Source organism: Acinetobacter sp. 1207_04 (assembly GCF_052850415.1).
On the sequence record NZ_VXCQ01000026.1, the window covers coordinates 1 to 19145 of the forward strand.

At 38.6% G+C, this 19145-nt stretch carries 17 protein-coding genes; 13 read left to right on the forward strand and 4 right to left on the reverse strand.

Annotated elements, in window-relative coordinates:
• From FW754_RS15990 to FW754_RS16000, 3 genes are all read left to right on the forward strand, one after another.
• Positions 1-754 (forward strand): YDG domain-containing protein (locus tag FW754_RS15990; protein ID WP_446325201.1); only part of this gene is annotated, 754 nt, incomplete at its 5' end.
• 2 nt (positions 755-756) lie between these two features.
• Positions 757-2439, forward strand: coding sequence for a ShlB/FhaC/HecB family hemolysin secretion/activation protein (locus tag FW754_RS15995; protein ID WP_446325202.1), 1683 nt, complete (start codon positions 757-759; stop codon positions 2437-2439).
• Positions 2440-2871: 432 nt separating this feature from the next.
• The gene (locus FW754_RS16000) at positions 2872-3438 is read left to right on the forward strand and encodes an FMN-dependent NADH-azoreductase (RefSeq protein WP_446325203.1); all 567 of its coding nucleotides are present in this window, start codon (positions 2872-2874) and stop codon (positions 3436-3438) included.
• 118 nt (positions 3439-3556) lie between these two features.
• On the opposite strand, the gene FW754_RS16005 is transcribed toward FW754_RS16000, so the two are convergent.
• The 3 genes from FW754_RS16005 to FW754_RS16015 all read right to left on the reverse strand — a co-directional run bounded on the left by FW754_RS16005 (position 3557) and on the right by FW754_RS16015 (position 5897).
• Entirely contained in the window at positions 3557-4207 is a 651-nt protein-coding gene (locus tag FW754_RS16005) for a 3-oxoacid CoA-transferase subunit B (protein WP_446325204.1), read from the reverse strand.
• Between the two features lie 3 nt (positions 4208-4210).
• On the reverse strand, positions 4211-4915 hold the full coding sequence (locus FW754_RS16010; RefSeq protein WP_409512871.1) for a CoA transferase subunit A: 705 nt from the start codon (positions 4913-4915) through the stop codon (positions 4211-4213).
• 100 nt (positions 4916-5015) lie between these two features.
• Positions 5016-5897 carry a LysR family transcriptional regulator gene (locus FW754_RS16015; protein ID WP_419349718.1) on the reverse strand — a complete coding sequence of 294 codons (882 nt, stop codon included), beginning with the start codon at positions 5895-5897 and terminating at the stop codon, positions 5016-5018.
• A 521-nt stretch (positions 5898-6418) separates the two neighbouring features.
• On the opposite strand from FW754_RS16015, the gene FW754_RS16020 reads away from it, so the two are divergent.
• From FW754_RS16020 to FW754_RS16050, 7 genes are all read left to right on the forward strand, one after another.
• Positions 6419-7405, forward strand: a complete 987-nt coding sequence (locus FW754_RS16020) for a quinone oxidoreductase family protein (protein WP_446325205.1) — start codon at positions 6419-6421, stop codon at positions 7403-7405.
• A 37-nt stretch (positions 7406-7442) separates the two neighbouring features.
• Positions 7443-8291: a TauD/TfdA dioxygenase family protein gene (locus tag FW754_RS16025; protein WP_419349714.1), complete on the forward strand. Its 849-nt coding sequence runs from the start codon at positions 7443-7445 to the stop codon at positions 8289-8291.
• Positions 8292-8373: 82 nt separating this feature from the next.
• Complete coding sequence (locus FW754_RS16030) at positions 8374-9426, forward strand: 3-keto-5-aminohexanoate cleavage protein (RefSeq protein ID WP_446325206.1); 1053 nt, start codon at positions 8374-8376, stop codon at positions 9424-9426.
• Between the two features lie 129 nt (positions 9427-9555).
• Positions 9556-10884, forward strand: coding sequence for an MFS transporter (locus FW754_RS16035; RefSeq protein WP_446325207.1), 1329 nt, complete (start codon positions 9556-9558; stop codon positions 10882-10884).
• Between the two features lie 4 nt (positions 10885-10888).
• Positions 10889-11533: a DsbA family oxidoreductase gene (locus FW754_RS16040; RefSeq protein WP_419349709.1), complete on the forward strand. Its 645-nt coding sequence runs from the start codon at positions 10889-10891 to the stop codon at positions 11531-11533.
• A 5-nt stretch (positions 11534-11538) separates the two neighbouring features.
• Entirely contained in the window at positions 11539-11856 is a 318-nt protein-coding gene (locus FW754_RS16045) for a Rieske (2Fe-2S) protein (RefSeq protein ID WP_446325208.1), read from the forward strand.
• Between the two features lies 1 nt (position 11857).
• The gene (locus tag FW754_RS16050) at positions 11858-12862 is read left to right on the forward strand and encodes a YeiH family protein (protein WP_409512864.1); all 1005 of its coding nucleotides are present in this window, start codon (positions 11858-11860) and stop codon (positions 12860-12862) included.
• 180 nt (positions 12863-13042) lie between these two features.
• On the opposite strand, the gene FW754_RS16055 is transcribed toward FW754_RS16050, so the two are convergent.
• Positions 13043-14053, reverse strand: a complete 1011-nt coding sequence (locus FW754_RS16055) for an AraC family transcriptional regulator (RefSeq protein ID WP_409512863.1) — start codon at positions 14051-14053, stop codon at positions 13043-13045.
• A gap of 320 nt (positions 14054-14373) precedes the next feature.
• On the opposite strand from FW754_RS16055, the gene FW754_RS16060 reads away from it, so the two are divergent.
• The 3 genes from FW754_RS16060 (at position 14374) to FW754_RS16070 (ending at position 18969) form a co-directional block, all read left to right on the forward strand.
• Positions 14374-14943, forward strand: a complete 570-nt coding sequence (locus tag FW754_RS16060; RefSeq protein WP_446325209.1) for an RBBP9/YdeN family alpha/beta hydrolase — start codon at positions 14374-14376, stop codon at positions 14941-14943.
• A gap of 341 nt (positions 14944-15284) precedes the next feature.
• Complete coding sequence (locus FW754_RS16065; protein ID WP_446325210.1) at positions 15285-17120, forward strand: DUF1302 domain-containing protein; 1836 nt, start codon at positions 15285-15287, stop codon at positions 17118-17120.
• Between the two features lie 220 nt (positions 17121-17340).
• Complete coding sequence (locus FW754_RS16070; protein WP_446325211.1) at positions 17341-18969, forward strand: long-chain-fatty-acid--CoA ligase; 1629 nt, start codon at positions 17341-17343, stop codon at positions 18967-18969.
• Positions 18970-19145 lie beyond the last annotated feature (176 nt).

Sequence of the window (19145 nt, forward strand, 5' to 3'; positions counted from 1 at the left end):
AGGTACAGATGCAGGAAACTATGAATTGACCACCAATGGCCAAGTCACAGCTAATATTGCCAAAAAACAAATCACAGGCTTAATTAGTGCACAAGACAAAGTCTACGATGGCACGACCAATGCGATTGTGAATGGTAGTCTGAACGGTGTAATCAGTGGTGATAATGTTGATATCACGGCACAAGGTCAATTTAGCGATAAAAATGCAGGCTCGAATAAGAATGTGAATGTATCAGGTGCTTTAAATGGTACAGATGCAGGTAACTACGTGCTTTCAACGAATCTACAAACCCAAGCTGATATAGCCAAAGCGAAAGCACATGTGATTGGAAATAATTTAACAGCTACATACAGTGGTCAGCAACAACATGTTTCTGGTTTTACTGTCAATGGTTTAGTTGGCGGCGAAACTGCATCTGTATTGACAGGTGTTACTGCTACAGGGGCAAATGGAACAAAAGTAGGGACATATGTCAATGATGTGAGCGGTAGTGATCAAAACTATGATCTAACCTTTAGCGCAGGAATGTTACAAATTACCGAGTCATTGGTAATACCTGAACCTCCAACACCAGAAAAACCGACTGTACCGAACATTCCTGCTACACCTAGCTTTGATTTTCAAGTTTATCAACGGGCAATTCAATTTGCACCTCGAGAACGTCAGTCGAAACAGTCAGATCAAATTGAAATCGAAATTATGGGTGATGGTATCAATATGGACGGTATTCAAACATTAACAGGGAGATTTTAATTATGTTTTATCCAAAGAAAACTTTATTGCTGAGTACGCTTGCCGTCAGTAGTTTTCCTGTAGTTGCAAATACCATTCCAAATATTCCAAATGCGGGTCAGTTGTTACAACAGCAGTCATGGCAACAATATCAGCCGCAAGCAGAGGTAAATATTGAAGAACCTCAGCAGATGCAGATCATGCCTGCTGATTCACAACAACAGATTCAGATTAAACAAGTGGTGATACAAGGTAATCAAAGTATTGCCACAGAAGATTTACACGCATTGGTCAAAGATGTAGAAGGTCAGGTATTGACGCTATCTGATTTGCAACAACTGACTAAAAAATTGACGGACTTTCATCAGCAACAGGGTTATTCATATAATCGAGCCTATTTACCTGTACAAAGTTTGGCTGATGGTGTTGTTAAGATCCAAATCTTGGAAGCAAGATATGATCGTATTCAGTTTAATAACCAAACTCGAACTGCAAATCACTTAATTGAAGGGATTTTAGCACCGTTACAATCAGGCGATATTATTGACTCAGCAACGTTGCAACAGCAACTAAAACTTCTGAGTCGTTTAAATGGTATTAAAATTCGTAATGTGATTAGTGCAGGACGTTATCCTGGAACAAGTGACTTAACTATTCATATTCAACCTGAAAAAACTTTAAATGGTTATGTTGGTCTTGATAATTATGGTAATGAATATACGCATGAACTTCGATTGAATGCAGGTGTTGCTGCGAATAATCTGCTCGGTTTGGGGGATCGGCTTAGTTTTGACGGAATGACCTCTGGAAATTTAAATTTTGGTCGTTTGGGTTATGAAGCGACGGTCAATGCTGCTGGAACACGTCTAGGTGCGAGTTATTCTGATCTCGATTATGAATTGGGTAAAGAATACAAAGCATTGGATGCAGTAGGGAATGCTCAGCAAGCGAGTATATGGCTTAGTCAGCCTGTATTGCTGAATAATCAAAGTGAAGTTGTACTTGGAGTGCAATATGACTTTAAACGCCTAGAAGATGATATTGAAGTTGCAGACCTTTATCGAGATCGAGATATTCATGTTGGACGTATTCGTCTAGATGCATCGCAGACCGATAATTTTGCTGGGGGTGGTTTAACTCAGTTTGGTGTTGCCGCAGATTTTGGTCATGTTAAATTTAAAAACGCAGCAACGGAAAAAGATGATTTAGCAACGGCTAATACACAGGGTAACTTTGTCGTAGCATCATTTAATGTGTCTAGATTACAAAATCTTGTAGACTCAGATACGCAACTTTATGCTGCGTTGCAAGCTCAGTTTAGCCCAGATAATTTAGATAGTGCGCAGCAGTTTAGTGTTGGTGGTTCTGCCAATGTTGCTGGATATGAAAATAGCGTATTAAGTGGTTCAACAGGCTATTATTTATTGGCTGAACTTCGACAAAGTTTATATGCTTCTTCAAATAACCAAGTCATCGGTAAAGTTTATATCGATACAGGAGAGGTAAAGCGCCAAGCGCATAAATGGAAAGGCTTAACTGGAGATAATCAAGAGCGTATCAATAGTGCAGGCTTGGGATTGAATTGGACAAATTCATCACAATGGGGCGCAGCGCTAACCGTTGGTTTCCCAATTGGGTCAAAACCAAAGAGTTTGGAACAGCCGAATGATGTTGAGTCATGGTTTACCATTACTAAGCATTTCTAAAAAATCATTATTTTATACAGTGGCGAAAATACGATATTATTGTATTTTCGCCATTTTTTATTTTGAATTATTTAGAATGATGTTGTTAAAAATTGAGTGTAATGATTCAAGGTGAAAATAAGTTTTAAAAATTAAGTATAAAAAAGTGACTTAATCAATAGGGTTGAAGCCTACAGAGCAAATCACATTATGTTTAACATATAATTTCAAGCATGTAACTTGTTAATATTTTGAGTTTTGAAAAAAAAGAAGTCATGATTTTTTTTAAATAACGAATGAAACCAAAATTTGTAATTGTAAAAAATAAGCAATTTGTATAAAAAATGAGTTATTGTCTTATAAATAGAACAATATGTCTTATAGCAAACGCTGACCCAATTTTCAAAAAGTTATAAAATTCACATAATAGATTAATAAGCACTGTGATTTCTTATGAAAGTTTTACATATCGATTCAAGTATTATGGGTGATGCATCAGTTTCACGCCAACTCACTCAACAAATTATTGCACAAGTACAAGCGAAACAAGCTGATGCTCAAGTTGAGTACTTGGATCTTGCAAAACAAGATATCCCACATTTGACGACTGAAATTTTAATGGGTCAAAATGCTGAACAAACTGCATTGGGTGGTCAAATTTTACAGCAATACCTTGATGCAGATGTGATTGTTGTCGGTGCGCCAATGTATAACTTTGGTTTGCCATCGCCATTAAAAGCATGGATTGATCGTATTAGTGTTGCAGGTAAAACATTTAAATATACAGAAAATGGTCCTGTGGGCTTAGCGGGCGAGAAAAAAGTATATATCGCAAGTAGCCGTGGCGGTGTATATGGTGATGACAGCGCACTTGATTTCCAAGAAGGTTTATTAAAAACTGTATTTGGTTTTACTGGTGTAACTGATGTGACTGTGATTCGTGCTGAAGGCGTGAACATGGGGACAGCAGCGAAAGATGCTGCATTGGCAAATACTACAGCGCAAATACAAGCAATCTGAATTCAAATCATCTGTATTTCGCTAGATTGAAAAATTTATAAATAAAAGCAGCTAAAAAGTTGCTTTTATTTTATCTGCATTTTTAAGCCAGTTTTATGCATCACTTTTTATGAAGGTTTTAACCAGCAAGTTCTAATTCATTGATGATTAAGTCAACACCTGTTGCAACTTTAATCTGTTGAAGCGTGACATCTGATGCCAGTTCAACGAGTTTAATGCCTTCAGCCGTAATATCCATTACACCCAACTCAGTAATAATACGATTAACCACGGCTTGACCTGTTAGTGGTAAGCTGCAATTTTTGACAATTTTAGGACTACCATCTTTTGCGGTGTGTTCCATTAAGACCACAATTTTTTGTACACCTGCAACCAAGTCCATTGCACCACCCATCCCTTTGACTTTCTTGCCCGGAATCATCCAGTTAGCAAGATCTCCTGTTTCAGAGACTTCCATTGCACCTAAAACAGCAATATTGACATGACCACCACGGATCATGGCAAATGATTCTGAGCTTGAGAAAAATGCAGCACCTGAGCGCGTTGTTACAGTTTGTTTTCCAGCATTAATTAGATCAGCATCTACTGTTTCTCGCGTAGGAAACTCACCAATGCCTAGTAAACCATTTTCTGACTGTAACCAAACATTGACGCCTTCAGGAATATAGTTGGCAACTAAAGTTGGTAAACCAATACCTAAGTTAACATAAAAGCCATCTTCAAGTTCGAGCGCAGCGCGTTGCGCCATTTCATTGCGAGTCCAAGCCATGATTTAAGCCTCCGTTGCTTTTAAAGTCAGTTGTTCGATGCGTTTTTCAGGTGTGCTATTGAGTACAATACGATTGACATAAATTCCCGGTAAATGAATATCATCAGGATCAATTTCACCAATTTCGACAATCTGTTCGACTTCTACAATGGTCAATTTTCCTGCCATTGCACAGTCAGGATTGAAGTTGCGCGCTGTTTTACGGAATACTAAATTTCCTGCTTTATCTGCTTTGTAAGCTTTAACCAGGGCAATATCGGCATTAAGCGAATGTTCTAAAATATAATTTTTACCATCAAATTCACGGGTTTCTTTGCCTTCGGCAATGAGCGTACCGACACCTGTTTGGGTGTAAAATGCAGGAATGCCAGCACCACCTGAACGTAATTTTTCAGCAAGTGTGCCTTGTGGTGTGAGTTCTACTTCAAGTTCGCCATTTAAGTATTGGCGTTCAAATTCTTTATTTTCACCAACATAAGAGGCAATCATTTTTTTAATTTGTTTGGTTTCAAGCAATTTACCTAAACCAAAACCATCAATTCCAGCATTATTTGAAATGCATGTTAAGCCTTTTACACCTGTTTCTTGCAACGCATCAATCAGTGCTTCGGGAATACCACACACGCCAAAACCACCAACGGCGATGATTTGATTATCGGCAACGATATCTGCCAATGCAACTTGTGCATTTGCGACAACTTTATTCATCCTGATTACCTTGAGTCCTTGTATGGCTTTATTATTAGCAAGGCTGAATCAGTTTTGGAAATTGAATATTTTAAAGGCGTGATTAAAAAAACTCATTAATTTAAAAATGATGCTTGAGCATGATGTCGATAAACTCTGCTGATGCATTAGAAAGTTCTGTATCTTTTTGATAAATAATACCCACAGGTGGTGGGATTTCACCTTCAACCAATTCAATTAAAACATTCTGCTGTTGATCAATAAAATGTTGAAAACGTCGTGGAATGGCGCTGACCCCCATACCAAAAGCGACAAAGTGAGATAGAGAACTAATTTGATGACATTCTACTTTTAAATCTAAAACCATCTGATTTTTATGACAGTTTTCTTCAATAATATGCCGAATAATGGAAGGGTTTTGTAAGGTGATAAAGGGATGAGCGCAAAGTTGCTGCCAAGTGACGCTTTTTTGCTGTGCAAGTACATGATCTTTCGGGACTAAGGCAAGAAAATCTTCTTGAAAAAGTGGTTGAAAAATCAATTGATGATTGACAGGTGGTTCAAAGCAAATACCAATTTCAAATATACCTTGTTGCACATTTTCAATGATTTTTTCATTGGTTACATCATGAATTGAAAAACTAATATTTGGATGATTTTTAGAAAATTCATGCATCACCGCAGGTAAAACTGCATGTGTAGCGAATGGCATAGATGCAATATTTAGCGTACCTCGATGTAATTTAAAGCGTTGTTTGACATCCTTTTCCATATCTTCCCAATTTGCCAATAATTTTCTGGCATAGGGAATTAAGGACTGTCCCTCAAGAGTTAAATCGACACGGCGTGTATTGCGTTTAAAGAGTTTGCCACCCAATTCTTCTTCTAAACTTTTAATACTCAGACTTAAAGCAGATTGGCTTAGACATAATTCTTCGGCAGCATTGGCGTAATTTAATGTGCGTGCAAGGACTAAAAAGGCTTTTAATTGTTTAAGCGTCATGCTTGATCCTTTGTCATCGATTTAGAGTCAATAATTTGAGTCAAAACATTAGATTTAATATCTAAATTAATCGGTGGAGTGATTATGCCATTCATCAACAAAATCAGCGAGTCATTGATATGGTTTTAAGATTAATAGCATATAAATAAAGACAACATAAAAAACAAAAAAAAATCAAAATTCAGAAAATTAGCTTCATTCAATAATCATGCTTATGGACATAGGCTCTCAGGTATTTAACTTCGCAATTTTTAAGATATTTTTATGAATTATTTAGCTTTTAATATTCTATTTTCGATTGAGTCTTAATATTTAAAAAACACTAAAATTGATTAACAATTCGATTCTATATTAAATATTTTTAACGTGATTAATCGTGTAATACAAAAGTCGATGATGCGACAAAGTATTGTGTCGTAAAAGGATAAGTCTGTGTCGTCAAATGTAAAGTGGGTCTGTTGAGAGTGTTGTAATTTGAGTCAATGAAGTTGAAGCACAATAATCAAAAGATGGATAGGGATATGACATTAACCAAAGCGATTCGTTTCTATGAAACAGGAACTCCTGATGTATTGCGTTACGAAGGCGTTGAAGTCGGTGAGCCAAGTGTGGGTGAAGTACGTATTCGCCATGTGGCGGTCGGTTTAAACTATGCCGATACTTATTTTCGTAATGGAACGTATAAAATTCCAATGCCAAATGGCATGGGCGTAGAAGCATCAGGTGTCGTAGAGCAAGTGGGTGAAGGCGTAACCAATGTACAAGTTGGTGACCGTGTGACCTATACAGGATTTATCAATACTTTGGGTGCATATAGTGAAGAGACACTCGTGCCTGCCAATGCTTTAATTAAGTTGCCTGAAGGTATCTCTTGCGAAACTGCAGCAGCTATGACGATGCGTGGTTTGACTTCGGCATATTTGATTCGCCGTATTTATGACTTTAAAGCAGGTGACTCAATCCTTCTACATGCAGCAGCAGGTGGTGTAGGTCTGATTGTTGCTCAATGGGCAAAATTACTTGGTTTAACTGTGATTGGTACAACATCTTCAGAAGAAAAAGCAGCGATTGCTCGTGCGCATGGTTGTGATCATGTCATTAATTATAGCCATGAAAATGTGGCTGAACGTGTACGTGAATTAACGGGTGGTGTTGGTGTGAGCGTTGTATTTGACAGCGTAGGTAAAGATACCTTTATGTCATCTTTAGACTCACTTAAGCGCCGTGGTTTATTGGTATGCGTTGGAACAGCTTCGGGTGCAATTCCCCCATTTGATCCAGTGTTATTGGCAATGAAAGGCTCATTATTTGTGACTCGTCCTGCGCTTGCAGACTACATTGCTGACCCTGTTGAAAAACAAGCTTTAGCCAATGAACTATTTGATCATGTCAGTAGCGGTCGTATCAAAATTGAAATTAATCAGCGCTATAAACTCGAAGATGCAGTACAAGCACATCGTGATTTAGAAGCACGTAAAACCATTGGATCATCTATTTTTGTGATCTAAGTTTTACCGAACTGAATTTTGCTAGAAAGGATTTCTTATGCAAATTAAACAACTTACCTGCAATATAGGCGCAGAATTAAACGGTGTGAACTTGGCAGATGCCATTCATGATGATGCGCTGTTTACTGAAATTCGCAGTCAACTCTTACAGCATCGGGTTTTGTTTCTACGTAATCAAAACTTAACTCGTGCTGAGCATGTCGCTTTTGCTGAGCGTTTTGGTCAGTTAGAAAGTCATCCTGCGTTAGGAAGTCATCCTGAGTATCCGGGCTTAGTACAAATTTATAAAAGCCCAGAGAGCCCAATTGACCGCTATGAAAATGCGTGGCATAGCGATGCAAGTTGGCGCCAAATTCCACCAATGGGTGCTGTATTGCGTTGTGTCGAATGCCCAACGGTGGGTGGAGATACCATGTGGACCAATATGGTGATGGCATATAACAATTTGCCTGAAGATATTAAGGTGAAAATTGCCGATTTACGTGCATATCACAGTATTGAAGCAAGTTTTGGTGCGGCAATGCCAATTGAAAAGCGTTTAGAGCTGAAAGCACGTTTTCCTGATGCAGAGCATCCAGTGGTGCGTACACATCCAGAAACAGGTGAGAAAATTTTGTTCGTGAATTCATTTACGACACATTTTAGTAATTATCACACGAAAGATCGTGTGCGTTTTGGACAAGATGCGAATCCAGGTGCAGCAGATTTATTACGCTATTTAATTACTCAAGCCTCAATTCCTGAATACCAAGTACGTTGGAGCTGGGAGCCGAACAGTATTGCGATTTGGGATAATCGTAGCACACAGCATTATGCGGTGATGGATTATCCTGCTTGCCATCGAAAAATGGAACGTGCAGGCATGATTGGTGATGCAACATATTGATCGCCGATAAAGTAAGAATTGAGTGAATGGAACACTCATTTTAATGGATTAAACGTCTTAGAAAAAAGATTAGGAGCAACTCATGCAATTTTTAGATGATTCTTTACACCCAGAAAATATGGATAAAGTAGTTATTACGGTAGCACCGTATGGTCCAGAGTGGGCGCCTGAAGATTTCCCTGAAGATATTCCTGTCACAATGGAAGAGCAAATTGCGAAGGCCGTTGAATGTTACGAAGCGGGTGCAACCGTTCTACATTTACATGTGCGTGAATTGGACGGTAAAGGTTCAAAGCGTTTATCTAAGTTCAATGAACTGATTGCAGGTGTACGTGCAGAAGTTCCTGACATGATTATTCAGGTTGGTGGTTCTATTTCATTTGCACCTGAAAGCGAAGGTGAAGCGGCTCTATGGTTGAGTGATGATACACGTCATAAATTGGCTGAATTAGACCCTAAACCTGATCAAGTGACGGTTGCTGTGAATACCACGCAAATGAATATTATGGAGCTTTTATATCCTGAATATTTAAAAGGAACATCACTTGAGCATCCTGCAATTCAAGCAGCTTATTCAGAAATGACAGTTCCTGCGGGACCTGAATGGTTGATTGAACATTTGAAGCGTTTATCAGCAAATGGTATTCAACCACATTTCCAATTGACAGGCATGCATGGTCTGGAAACGCTTGAACGTATGGTGCGTAAAGGTCAGTACATGGGTCCAATGAACTTAACTTGGATTGGTATTGGTGGCGGTTTTGATGGTCCAAACCCATTCAACTTCTTTAACTTCCTGAACCGTGTTCCAGATGGTTGTACATTGACTTCAGAATCATTACTGAAAAATGTCTTACCATTTAACACGATGTCTATGGCAATGGGTATGCATGCACGTGTGGGTAATGAAGATACAATCATTAACCATAAAGGTGAACGTTTCGGTTCGGTTGATCAGATTAAGCAAACAGTACGCATTGCGCATGAGTTAGGTCGTGATATTGCGAGTGGTCAAGAAGCACGTGAAATTTATCGTATTGGTGTGCAGTACGATAGTATTGAAGAAACCTTATTGGCAAATGGCATGGCTCCGAATCGTGTTGCAGGTCAAAAAGGCGTACCACAACGTAAATGATCTAAAACCTGAGTCACAAGGATATAGGGCTTGGGTTGCAATAAATAAGCGGGGATAAGTGTTTTGGCTAAAACGATCCTCGCTTTTTAGGCTCTAAAATAAACATTATAAAAAATACATGGAGGTTGTATGAATGCACATCAAGCATTAGATGCACAGACGGATACATCAATGGGTATTCCTCGTCGTTATGCATGGATTGTTTTTGCACTCACATTTGGTTTACTAATTTCAGACTATATGTCTCGTCAGGTTTTAAATGCAGTCTTTCCACTATTAAAGAGTGAATGGATGTTGACGGACAGTCAACTCGGTTGGCTCAGTGGCATTGTGGCACTTATGGTCGGGTTACTGACTTTACCTTTGTCCTTTCTTGCCGATCGTTTTGGTCGAGTGAAAAGTCTAACCATCATGGCGGTGCTTTGGAGTCTAGCAACTTTAGGTTGTGCACTTGCAGAAAATTACGGGCAAATGTTTACGGCTCGTTTCTTGGTCGGTGTCGGTGAGGCTGCTTATGGCAGTGTAGGTATTGCTGTTGTTATGACAATTTTCCCGAAAGAAATGCGTGCAACTTTAGCCAGTGCCTTTATGGCAGGTGGGATGTGCGGTTCTTTCTTTGGTATGGCACTGGGTGGTGTACTTGCGGAACATTTTGGTTGGCGTTGGGCATTTGGTGGTATGGCTGCATTTGGCTTAATGCTCGCATTGTTATACCCAATAGTGGTGAAAGAGAAGAAAATTAATCCATCGGGTCAGGCATATACCAAAGAGCAACAACCGATTAAAGTGAAGAACGCACTAAAAACACTGTATTCATCTCATACCGTTGTTGCAACTTATATTGGGAGTGGCTTACAGCTCTTTGTTGCTGGTGCGATTATGGTTTGGATGCCAAGTTATCTGAACCGTTACTATGCAATGCCGACAGATAAAGCGGGTGTTGTCGCAGCGATTATTGTGCTTGGTGGCGCTATAGGTACAGTGATTTGTGGCATGTTATCCGACCGTTTAGGGCGTGAACGTGCCGACCGTAAAACAAGTTTGGCGATTGCTTTTTGTTTAGGAAGTTGTTTACTACTTTCTGCTGCTTTTGCTATTCCAACAGGTACAGCGCAAATCGCTTTGCTGTGTTTAGGTATCTTTATTGTGATTGGAACCAACGGACCATCTATGGCAATGGTCGCAAATTTAACTCATCACTCAGTGCACAGTTCTGCTTTTGCGACATTAACGATTGCCAATAATTTATTGGGCATTGCACTTGGACCATTAGTGATTGGTAAAATTTCAGATCATGTTGGTTTACATGATGCATTTCAGCTTATGCCATTTATGAGTATTTTATCTGCTGCGGTTTTTTTCTATGCAAAACGTCATTATCACAGCGATATTATTCGTTTAACTGAGCAAGGGTTATTGCCACCAAGTGCGCCACAGCAAAACAAATTGGATTCATAAAAAGATGTCACGTCATTTAACAGTAGATATATTTTTTGATTTTATCTGTCCTTGGTGCTTAATTGGTAAGCGCCAATTGCAGGTTGCATTGCTTAAACTGAAGGAAAATAATCCTGATGTTGAAGTTATTCTCAGTTGGCATGGCGTTCAGTTATTGCCTCATATAGCTGCTGAAGGTGTACCATTTGATGCATTTTATCAGCAACGTTTGGGCAGTCCTGAAGCGGTACGAATGCGTCAATCACAAGTTCGCCAAGCGGCAAATGCTGTAGATGTAGACATTGATTTTTCTAATATTAAATTGATGCCCAATACTGCTAAAGCCCATCAGCTTTTAGCAATGGCAATTCAATTCGGTACAGCTACACAAATTGATCAATTGCTTGAACGTTTATTTTCAGCCTATTTTCATTTATCCGAAGATTTAGGGAATAGTGAAAATTTACTGAAGATTGCTCAGTCTTGTGGCTTTGACACAGATGTCATCAACAATACATTGGGACAACTCAATCAACCCTTTAATTCTGCAAATACAGGATCCAATGGCGTTCCCTATTTTATTTTTAATCAACGTTTAGCGGTTGCAGGAGCGCATCCCGCAGAAACATTGTACAACGCAATGCTTGAGGCACTCGTAACACAAGGATAAGTGACATGACAGCTCGATTTCAGGTTCCTCAGGAAAAAATACCGACATCTGGTGCAAGAGCATTTTTGAAAGTTGATGAAAAATTCCTCGTACTTTTTAATATAAATCAACAGTTTTATGCCATTGATGACAGTTGTCCACATCAGGGTGCATCATTATTTAGTGGAAAGCTTGAAGGTAAATCCCTTCAATGCTGTGCACATGGTTTAAAGTTTGATTTAGAAAGCGGCTATATGTTGAATTCGACGCATCTGAAAATGACATCTTATCTGGTTGAAGTGATTGAATCAGATGTTTTTATTGTGATGGACTCGGGAGCGTAAAATGACAAATACGATGAATTTGAGTCAGCGTACTCGTGAATTAATGCCGGGTTTCATTGTGAGTGCTGTCGTGGCTGCTGCCGCATGCTTTCTTTCGGAACATTATGGTGCCCCCGTGATGTTATTTGCTCTATTACTTGGTATGGGTTTGAACTTTCTTGCCGATGACACCAAGTGTAAGGCAGGGATTGAATTTACAGCCCGTACGGTTTTACGTGTTGGAATAGCTTTACTTGGTATGCGAATTACCCTGAGCCAAATTACTGCTTTAGGGTGGCAGCCGATTGCATTGGTTTTAACTTTAGTGGCTGTGACCATTACTGTATCAATTGTTGTGGCAAAAATGCTTGGTTTTGAACGTTCGTTTGGTATGTTAACGGGTGGTGCAACAGCAATTTGTGGTGCATCTGCTGCTTTAGCCTTATCTGCTGCTTTGCCTAATCATCCACAAAAAGAAAAAGCGACTTTATTTACCGTCATTGGGGTGTCTGCATTATCCACTTTAGCGATGATTGTTTATCCGATGATTGCAAATTGGTTAGAGTTTTCCCCACAACTCGCAGGTGTGTTTCTAGGTGCGACCATTCATGATGTTGCACAGGTCGTGGGTGCAGGTTATAGCATGTCGACTGAAACAGGTGATACTGCAACAGTTGTTAAACTCATGCGTGTAGCCATGTTACTTCCTGTGATTATTTGCGCTGCGATGTTTACACGTATGCAAGGTGCAGAAACAGGCGGAGAGCGACCACCATTATTGCCATGGTTTGCTGTTGGTTTTCTAATTTTGGCATGTATTAACAGTACAGGTTGGGTACCGACAATTGTTCAAGGTGGTGTAAATGAAATGTCACGTTGGGCACTTATTATTGCAATTAGTGCATTAGGTATGAAAACACGAATCAAAGAATTAGCTTCAGTTGGTATTAAGCCTATTTTATTCATGGTGAGTGAAACAATCTTCCTTGTAGTTTTGGTTGTACTGTTAATGCGTTGGTGGTTTTAATTGACATTATATTTTTTAAAGAAAAATAAGTATTAGTATGTTTCCCCCTCCAAATGGTTTGTTTCTACATTTGGATTTTTTTATTTTAATAATAATGAGTTAGTTAGAAATGAGCGATGTAAAAAAAGACTTGGATTGTTAAAACTCAAGTCTTTTAAAATTACCTATATATTTAGACGATTAATTTAATAATGCTTTATTTTTATTACGCCAATTGATTGGTGCGACACCAAATTGGCTGATAAACCAACGGGTAAAGGAACTCGGTGTTGAGTAGCCTAAAATGTCCGAAACTTGACCCAATGAATAATTCAAATTTTGTAAATAACGAAATACTAAATTGCGTCTAACATCATTGATTAAATGGCTAAAACTGGTTTTATAAACTTCTAAACGACGTTGTAACGTACGAACATTCATGCCATGTGTTTGTGCAATTTGATCAATAGTTGCGCGACCCATAGGCAACAATAAATAGATACTTTTACGAATATCAAAAATCATTGAAGACTCCCTATCATCTGGCAAAATATCGAGGAAGCGTTGAGCGTGTTCTGCCATAGCGGTATTGGCTTGGGGGTTGGTTGTATCAAGTTCAGCAGCAGTACAGACAATACCATTGAACTCACTGCCAAATTCAAGTGAACAACCAAAAATGCGTTTATGTACAGATAAATCTTTTGGTGCGTTATGGGTAAAGTGAATACTCAGCGGACGCCATTTATTGGGTAAAAGGGCAGCACAGAAGCGATGCATAATGCCCAAAGCTAATTCAGTCGATTGACGGCTATATTGAGATTCTGCAGAAACCACTTCTTCACGGATAATGACTGTGTTGCCGACTTCTTCAATATAGATTGCGAGAGAATTATTGATAATATTACGATAACGAACAATGGTTTGAATTGCATCACGCAAGGTATGTTGATAGCTGAGCAATAGGCTAATTTCACCAAAATCGGAAATTTGTCGCTGTTCTGCCATATGTAAACCAAACGATTCACAACCGCTCATTTGTGCAGATTGTTCGAGCAGAGCAATGGCTTTATCAACAGGAATACGTTGCTTTGAATCATGCAATTGGCTTTGACATAGTCCAACATCAGATAATAGTAGATAAGGATTGATGTTGAATTGCTGCGTGACGTCTAAATAATTTTTTAGAACGGCAGTATGTGCAAGAGGAACCATCTTGTTATCTCCTTGTTTTTAAAATTAACCAATCCTTGATTAATTCATTTATAAATGATGCGATCGTTTAGATAGAACTATTTTGTGATCGAATCAGCTTAAATCTTGAAGTCATAATATACACATATTTTAATCTAAAAATCCTACTTTTGATTATTAGAATTTCCTGAGTTAGTTATTCAATAGTTTTATATACATTGTCATTAAAAGATAAGTCGATGTCGCCTAAAGTGTATTTTAAAAAAAGTTGAAACCGTATTGTTGATGTGAAATGGAATTCAGTTTTGCTCCTTATATGAGCATTTTCTCAGGGTATAGAGATGGAAAAAATTTTCACACAAGCAACCGTTTTGATTATTCCTGGTTTAAGAGATCATGTTGCAGAACATTGGCAAACTTTACTTGAAGCCCGACTTGAAAAAGTACGTTCAGTGCCACCTTTACAGATTGATAAACTCAATTGTGCGAAGCGTGTTGAAGCGATTCAAGCGGCGCTTGATCAGATTACAGGTCCTGTGATTTTGGTTGCACATAGTGCAGGTGTGCTCATGACTGTTCATTGGGCTGCTAAACATCAGCATAATATTCAAGGTGCATTGTTGGTGACACCACCTGATTTAAATCAGAGTTGGCCTGCAAATTACCCAAGCCCTGACACTTTACGTCAAGAAGGTTGGGATCCAGTTCCTATGCAAGTTTTACCATTTCCAAGCATTGTGGTGGGAAGTAGTAATGATTACTTAGCAAGTGCCGATGCTGTTGAAGATATGGCAAAAGCATGGGGTACTGAGTGGGTGAATTTGGGTGAAGTTGGACATTTAAACCCAGTCGCAGGTTATGGACCTTGGCCACAAGCTGAAGCATTCATTCGTCAACTCGATAAAATTTGAAGAGATATTTACGTGTAAGGCCTTGGGCTGAAGTTATCGTCATGGGTTACTTCAGCCATTTTTTAAGATCGTAAAAATATAAAACCAAGTCATCATTAGAAATAACCAATTGGGTGATTTAAATGTGAAATAGGGCATTTGAAACAGCCGATTTAAATTTTAAGCCAAAGGATGGCTTTTAAGGTCAAACGTATATAGCGCATAGATATGCACATTTTTCGTTGTAAATGATCTTTAGTTGTAAATAGTTTCTCGTTGTTTTTGTTCATGATTTTTAGTTTTATCTCATGGTTCGCATTATGCAAGCCGGTCGAAAAACATCATATCTATATGGAGATGATATGGTTACTCAGCGTTTATTTTTACAAAAAAAGTATCCTTCTATTTTAGCAATGCGACACCTCAGCATCTGCATCGGTTTGGTTTTTACTGCGTCAAATGCTTCAGCCTTTAGTTATGATATTAATAAAGATTGGAAATTTGAAACCAATACAAATTTAAGTATAGGGCAAAGCTTTAGTACCCAAGACCCCGATGGTGCTTTGTTATATAAGCCAGATGCGGTGAGCATTGGCAAAGAAGGCTCAAGCGTTGATATCAATGGAGATAATGGTCGAGCTAACTTTGAAAAAGGTGATGCGATTTCGCAAATCGTCAAAGGTTTAACAGAATTTAAGTTGAATGGAAAACAACAAGGTGCGGTACTCAGCGCAAAATATTGGTATGACCATGCCTATGAAACAGGCAAAGGCGATTTCACCACATTTGATGATTCAGCTTGGCCAAGATTGGTTAAATTTAAAGGGATTGATTTATGGGATGCATATATTTGGAAAAATTTTCAATTTGAAAACTCAAAGAGCTTAGATTTAAAACTGGGCAAACACGCTTTAAATTGGGGGAAGTCCCAATTTTTCCAAAATGGTCTAAACTCGGTGAGTGCATTTGATTATGCTGCAATGAACCGTCCAGGTGGAGATGTTAAAGAACGTATTATTCCAGTAGAAATGTTCTCATTTGTTGCAGGCTTAACCGATAAAACCAAAGTTGAAGGTTTCTATCAATTTAAATTTAGACCTTCGGTAGTAGATGGTTGTGGTACATTCTTTGAAGTTTCTGATGTCTTTGCTGAAAATTGTGGACCATTGATGATTGGTGGACCAGGCTTTACAACGGATCAAGCCACAAATGGACCACTTGATTTTACGGTTGCTCGTTTACCAAGTGAATATGCCAAAAATAGTGGTCAATATGGTCTTGCTATCAAACAAACTATTCCAAGTTTAAACAATGCGGAGCTTGGTGTGTATTATGCAAATTATCATAGTCGTATTATGCACTTTGATGGTATCACGGTAACACAGCCAGGTGCTGCCAATTATCATACCGCTCGAATTCTTTCTGTTTATCCAGAAGATATTGAAATGTATGGTCTGAGTTTGACAGGTAAAGTCGGCAAGACCGCAATTTTCAGTGAATTAAATTATAAACCCGATATGCCACTTCACTTTAATAGTACGGATATGGTGTATGCACAGGCTTTATTTAATGACACACCACTGACTGCGGCGGGCGAAACTTTAGAACTCGGTGAGCGCATAAATGGCTTTGCACGTGTACCTGTTACGCAGTTTACTTTAGGTGCGGCAAATACGATTCCAAATATACTTGGGGCGAGTGCATTATCTCTAGTGGGCGAGTTGGGTGTAAATCATATCGGTGATACAGATCAGTATCATTTTGGGCGCAGTGGTGCCTTTGGTCGTAGTGGGTTGTCGACAGGGGCTTATGATCCTGCAAAATTAGATACCTACTGTATTGCACCAAAAACAGGTCAATTGTCTGATGGTGAAATTCATGAGCTCAATGAGAAATATTGTAATGATAAAGGATTTTTTGAAGAGTGGTCGTTTGGTTATCGTGTGCGTGGTGCATTGAGTTATAACGATTTACTGCCACAAACGACAGTTACACCAAGTTTAATGTTCCGTCACGATGTGAGTGGCTATGGTCCTAATTTCCAAGAAGGACAAATGGCAGTGAGTGCAGGTGTGTCTGCAACGTATCAAAAGAAATATATCACAGAGCTTTCATATACCAATTTCTTTGGCTCAAATGAATTTAGTGTTTTAGATGACCGTGATTTTGCATCATTGGTGTTTAAAATGAATTTCTAGGATTTTGATATTTATTTTTAAAAACCGAGATCTTTAACATACTCTCGGTTTTTATTGATTAGGGCACTATGAAATTTGTTTATTGTGGTCAAATGATAAAGATTTGACGTTAAATGATAAGTGAGTATGTGAACATTACGCTAATTTAACAGCCAATTCGGGATGAAATGATGCACAGAAATTTAAAAATAAGTGCATACGGCTAGAAAAGGATGTAGTAATGAATGGAAATATGATGTCTCAACCGCTTTTAATCAGTAGCTTGATTGAGCATGCACAAAACTACCATGCAGATACTGCCATTATTTCAAAAAATACTGATGGTTCAATGACGCAGAGCGATTGGGGCGAAATCGCCAATAATTCAAAACGCTTTGCCAATGCACTTAAAACCTTTAATTTATCTGTAAGTGATCGTGTCGCAACCATCGCTTGGAATAATCATCGTCACTTAGAAAGTTGGTATGGCATTTCGGGCAGTGGTTATATTTGTCACACCATTAATCCGCGTCTTTTCCCTGAGCAGCTAACCTTTATTATTAATGATGCCGATGACAAAGTTCTGATTTTTGATAAAACTTTTTTAAATTTAGTTCTTTCAATTCAAGCGACATTATCATCAGTAGAGCATTATATTTGTCTTGATGCTTATGATGAAGCAATCAAAACAGCACTTCCTGAAGTACAGTTTTATGATGATTTAATTGCAACGCAATCGAATCATTTTGATTGGCCAATGTTTGACGAAACTAGAGCCAGTTCATTGTGCTATACCTCAGGTACGACAGGTAATCCAAAAGGGGTTTTATATAGTCATCGTTCAACGGTATTACACAGCTATGCAGTGAGTTTACCCGATTCATTTAAATTGTCGGCAACTGATCGAATTTTACCTGTTGTTCCGATGTTCCATGTCAGTGCATGGGGAACGCCATATGCGGCTGCAATGGTTGGGTGTAGCTTAGTGCTTCCAGGACCAATGTTGGATGGTGCAAGTTTGGTTCAATTGATTGATGATTATCAAGTGACGACAGCACTCGGTGTGCCGACCATTTGGCAAGGTTTACTCAATGCTGCACAGCAGTCAGGCACACAACTTAAAAGCTTAAAACGTAATGTTGTAGGCGGTGCATCATGCCCACCATCAATGATTCAAACCTTCAAAGCTGTATATGACTGTGAAACCATTCATGCATGGGGAATGACTGAAACAAGTCCATTAGGCTCAGTCAATCAAATGAAAGCCAAGCATTTAACATTGTCAGAAGAAGAACAATTTAAGAGCCGTTTCTCACAAGGTCGTCCACCTTTTGGCGTAAAGCTGCGTATTACTGATGCTGAAAATAGCACCAATGAAATACAACGTAATGGCAAAACAGCAGGCAATTTACAAATTCAAGGACATTGGATTGTCGATACCTATTTTGGTAAAGATCAATCAGCTTTGACCTCAGATGGTTGGTTTGATACGGGTGATATTGCAACCTTAGATCAAGATGGTTATTTGAATATTAGTGACCGTTCAAAAGATTTAATTAAGTCAGGCGGTGAGTGGATTTCATCTGTAGAGCTTGAAAATATTGCTATTGCACACCCTGAAATTGATATTGTCGCAGTGATTGCAGCACCCCATCCAAAGTGGGATGAACGTCCAATCTTGATTGCTAAAAAATCGCTAGAAAGTCAATTAACAGAAAAAGATGTACTCGATTTTTACATCAATAAAATAGCGAAATGGCAGATTCCAGATAAAGTTATTTTTGTTACTGCAATGCCTTTAGGTGGTACAGGTAAAATCTTGAAAAAAGATTTACGTGATCAATATAACGCCGTGTTGCTTGAAGCTTAAGGCTCAGAAAATATAGCAAAAAGATTCAACAGATTGAAAAGGATTTAATCAGATTGAGCCTGTGTGATCGAATTTGAGGCAGGCTTGATCTCAAACTCAAGACGTTATGAAGCTCTTTTAAACTTCTAGACGTCATTGCAATGGAAATAATGATGAACGAACAAACATCTGCAGGT

Bases quoted from the DNA above. Each gene is read 5' to 3' on its own strand.
- FW754_RS16060 (WP_446325209.1), top strand. From the start codon at position 14,374: ATGGAAAAAATTTTCACACAAGCAACCGTTTTGATTATTCCTGGTTTA.
- FW754_RS16030 (WP_446325206.1), top strand. From the start codon at position 8,374: ATGCAATTTTTAGATGATTCTTTACACCCAGAAAATATGGATAAAGTA.
- FW754_RS15995 (WP_446325202.1), top strand. From the start codon at position 757: ATGTTTTATCCAAAGAAAACTTTATTGCTGAGTACGCTTGCCGTCAGT.
- FW754_RS16055 (WP_409512863.1), bottom strand. From the start codon at position 14,053: ATGGTTCCTCTTGCACATACTGCCGTTCTAAAAAATTATTTAGACGTC.
- FW754_RS16005 (WP_446325204.1), bottom strand. From the start codon at position 4,207: ATGGCTTGGACTCGCAATGAAATGGCGCAACGCGCTGCGCTCGAACTT.
- FW754_RS16010 (WP_409512871.1), bottom strand. From the start codon at position 4,915: ATGAATAAAGTTGTCGCAAATGCACAAGTTGCATTGGCAGATATCGTT.
- FW754_RS16065 (WP_446325210.1), top strand. From the start codon at position 15,285: ATGGTTACTCAGCGTTTATTTTTACAAAAAAAGTATCCTTCTATTTTA.
- FW754_RS16050 (WP_409512864.1), top strand. From the start codon at position 11,858: ATGACAAATACGATGAATTTGAGTCAGCGTACTCGTGAATTAATGCCG.
- FW754_RS16040 (WP_419349709.1), top strand. From the start codon at position 10,889: ATGTCACGTCATTTAACAGTAGATATATTTTTTGATTTTATCTGTCCT.
- FW754_RS16025 (WP_419349714.1), top strand. From the start codon at position 7,443: ATGCAAATTAAACAACTTACCTGCAATATAGGCGCAGAATTAAACGGT.
- FW754_RS16000 (WP_446325203.1), top strand. From the start codon at position 2,872: ATGAAAGTTTTACATATCGATTCAAGTATTATGGGTGATGCATCAGTT.
- FW754_RS16035 (WP_446325207.1), top strand. From the start codon at position 9,556: ATGAATGCACATCAAGCATTAGATGCACAGACGGATACATCAATGGGT.
- FW754_RS16015 (WP_419349718.1), bottom strand. From the start codon at position 5,897: ATGACGCTTAAACAATTAAAAGCCTTTTTAGTCCTTGCACGCACATTA.
- FW754_RS16070 (WP_446325211.1), top strand. From the start codon at position 17,341: ATGAATGGAAATATGATGTCTCAACCGCTTTTAATCAGTAGCTTGATT.
- FW754_RS16020 (WP_446325205.1), top strand. From the start codon at position 6,419: ATGACATTAACCAAAGCGATTCGTTTCTATGAAACAGGAACTCCTGAT.
- FW754_RS16045 (WP_446325208.1), top strand. From the start codon at position 11,539: ATGACAGCTCGATTTCAGGTTCCTCAGGAAAAAATACCGACATCTGGT.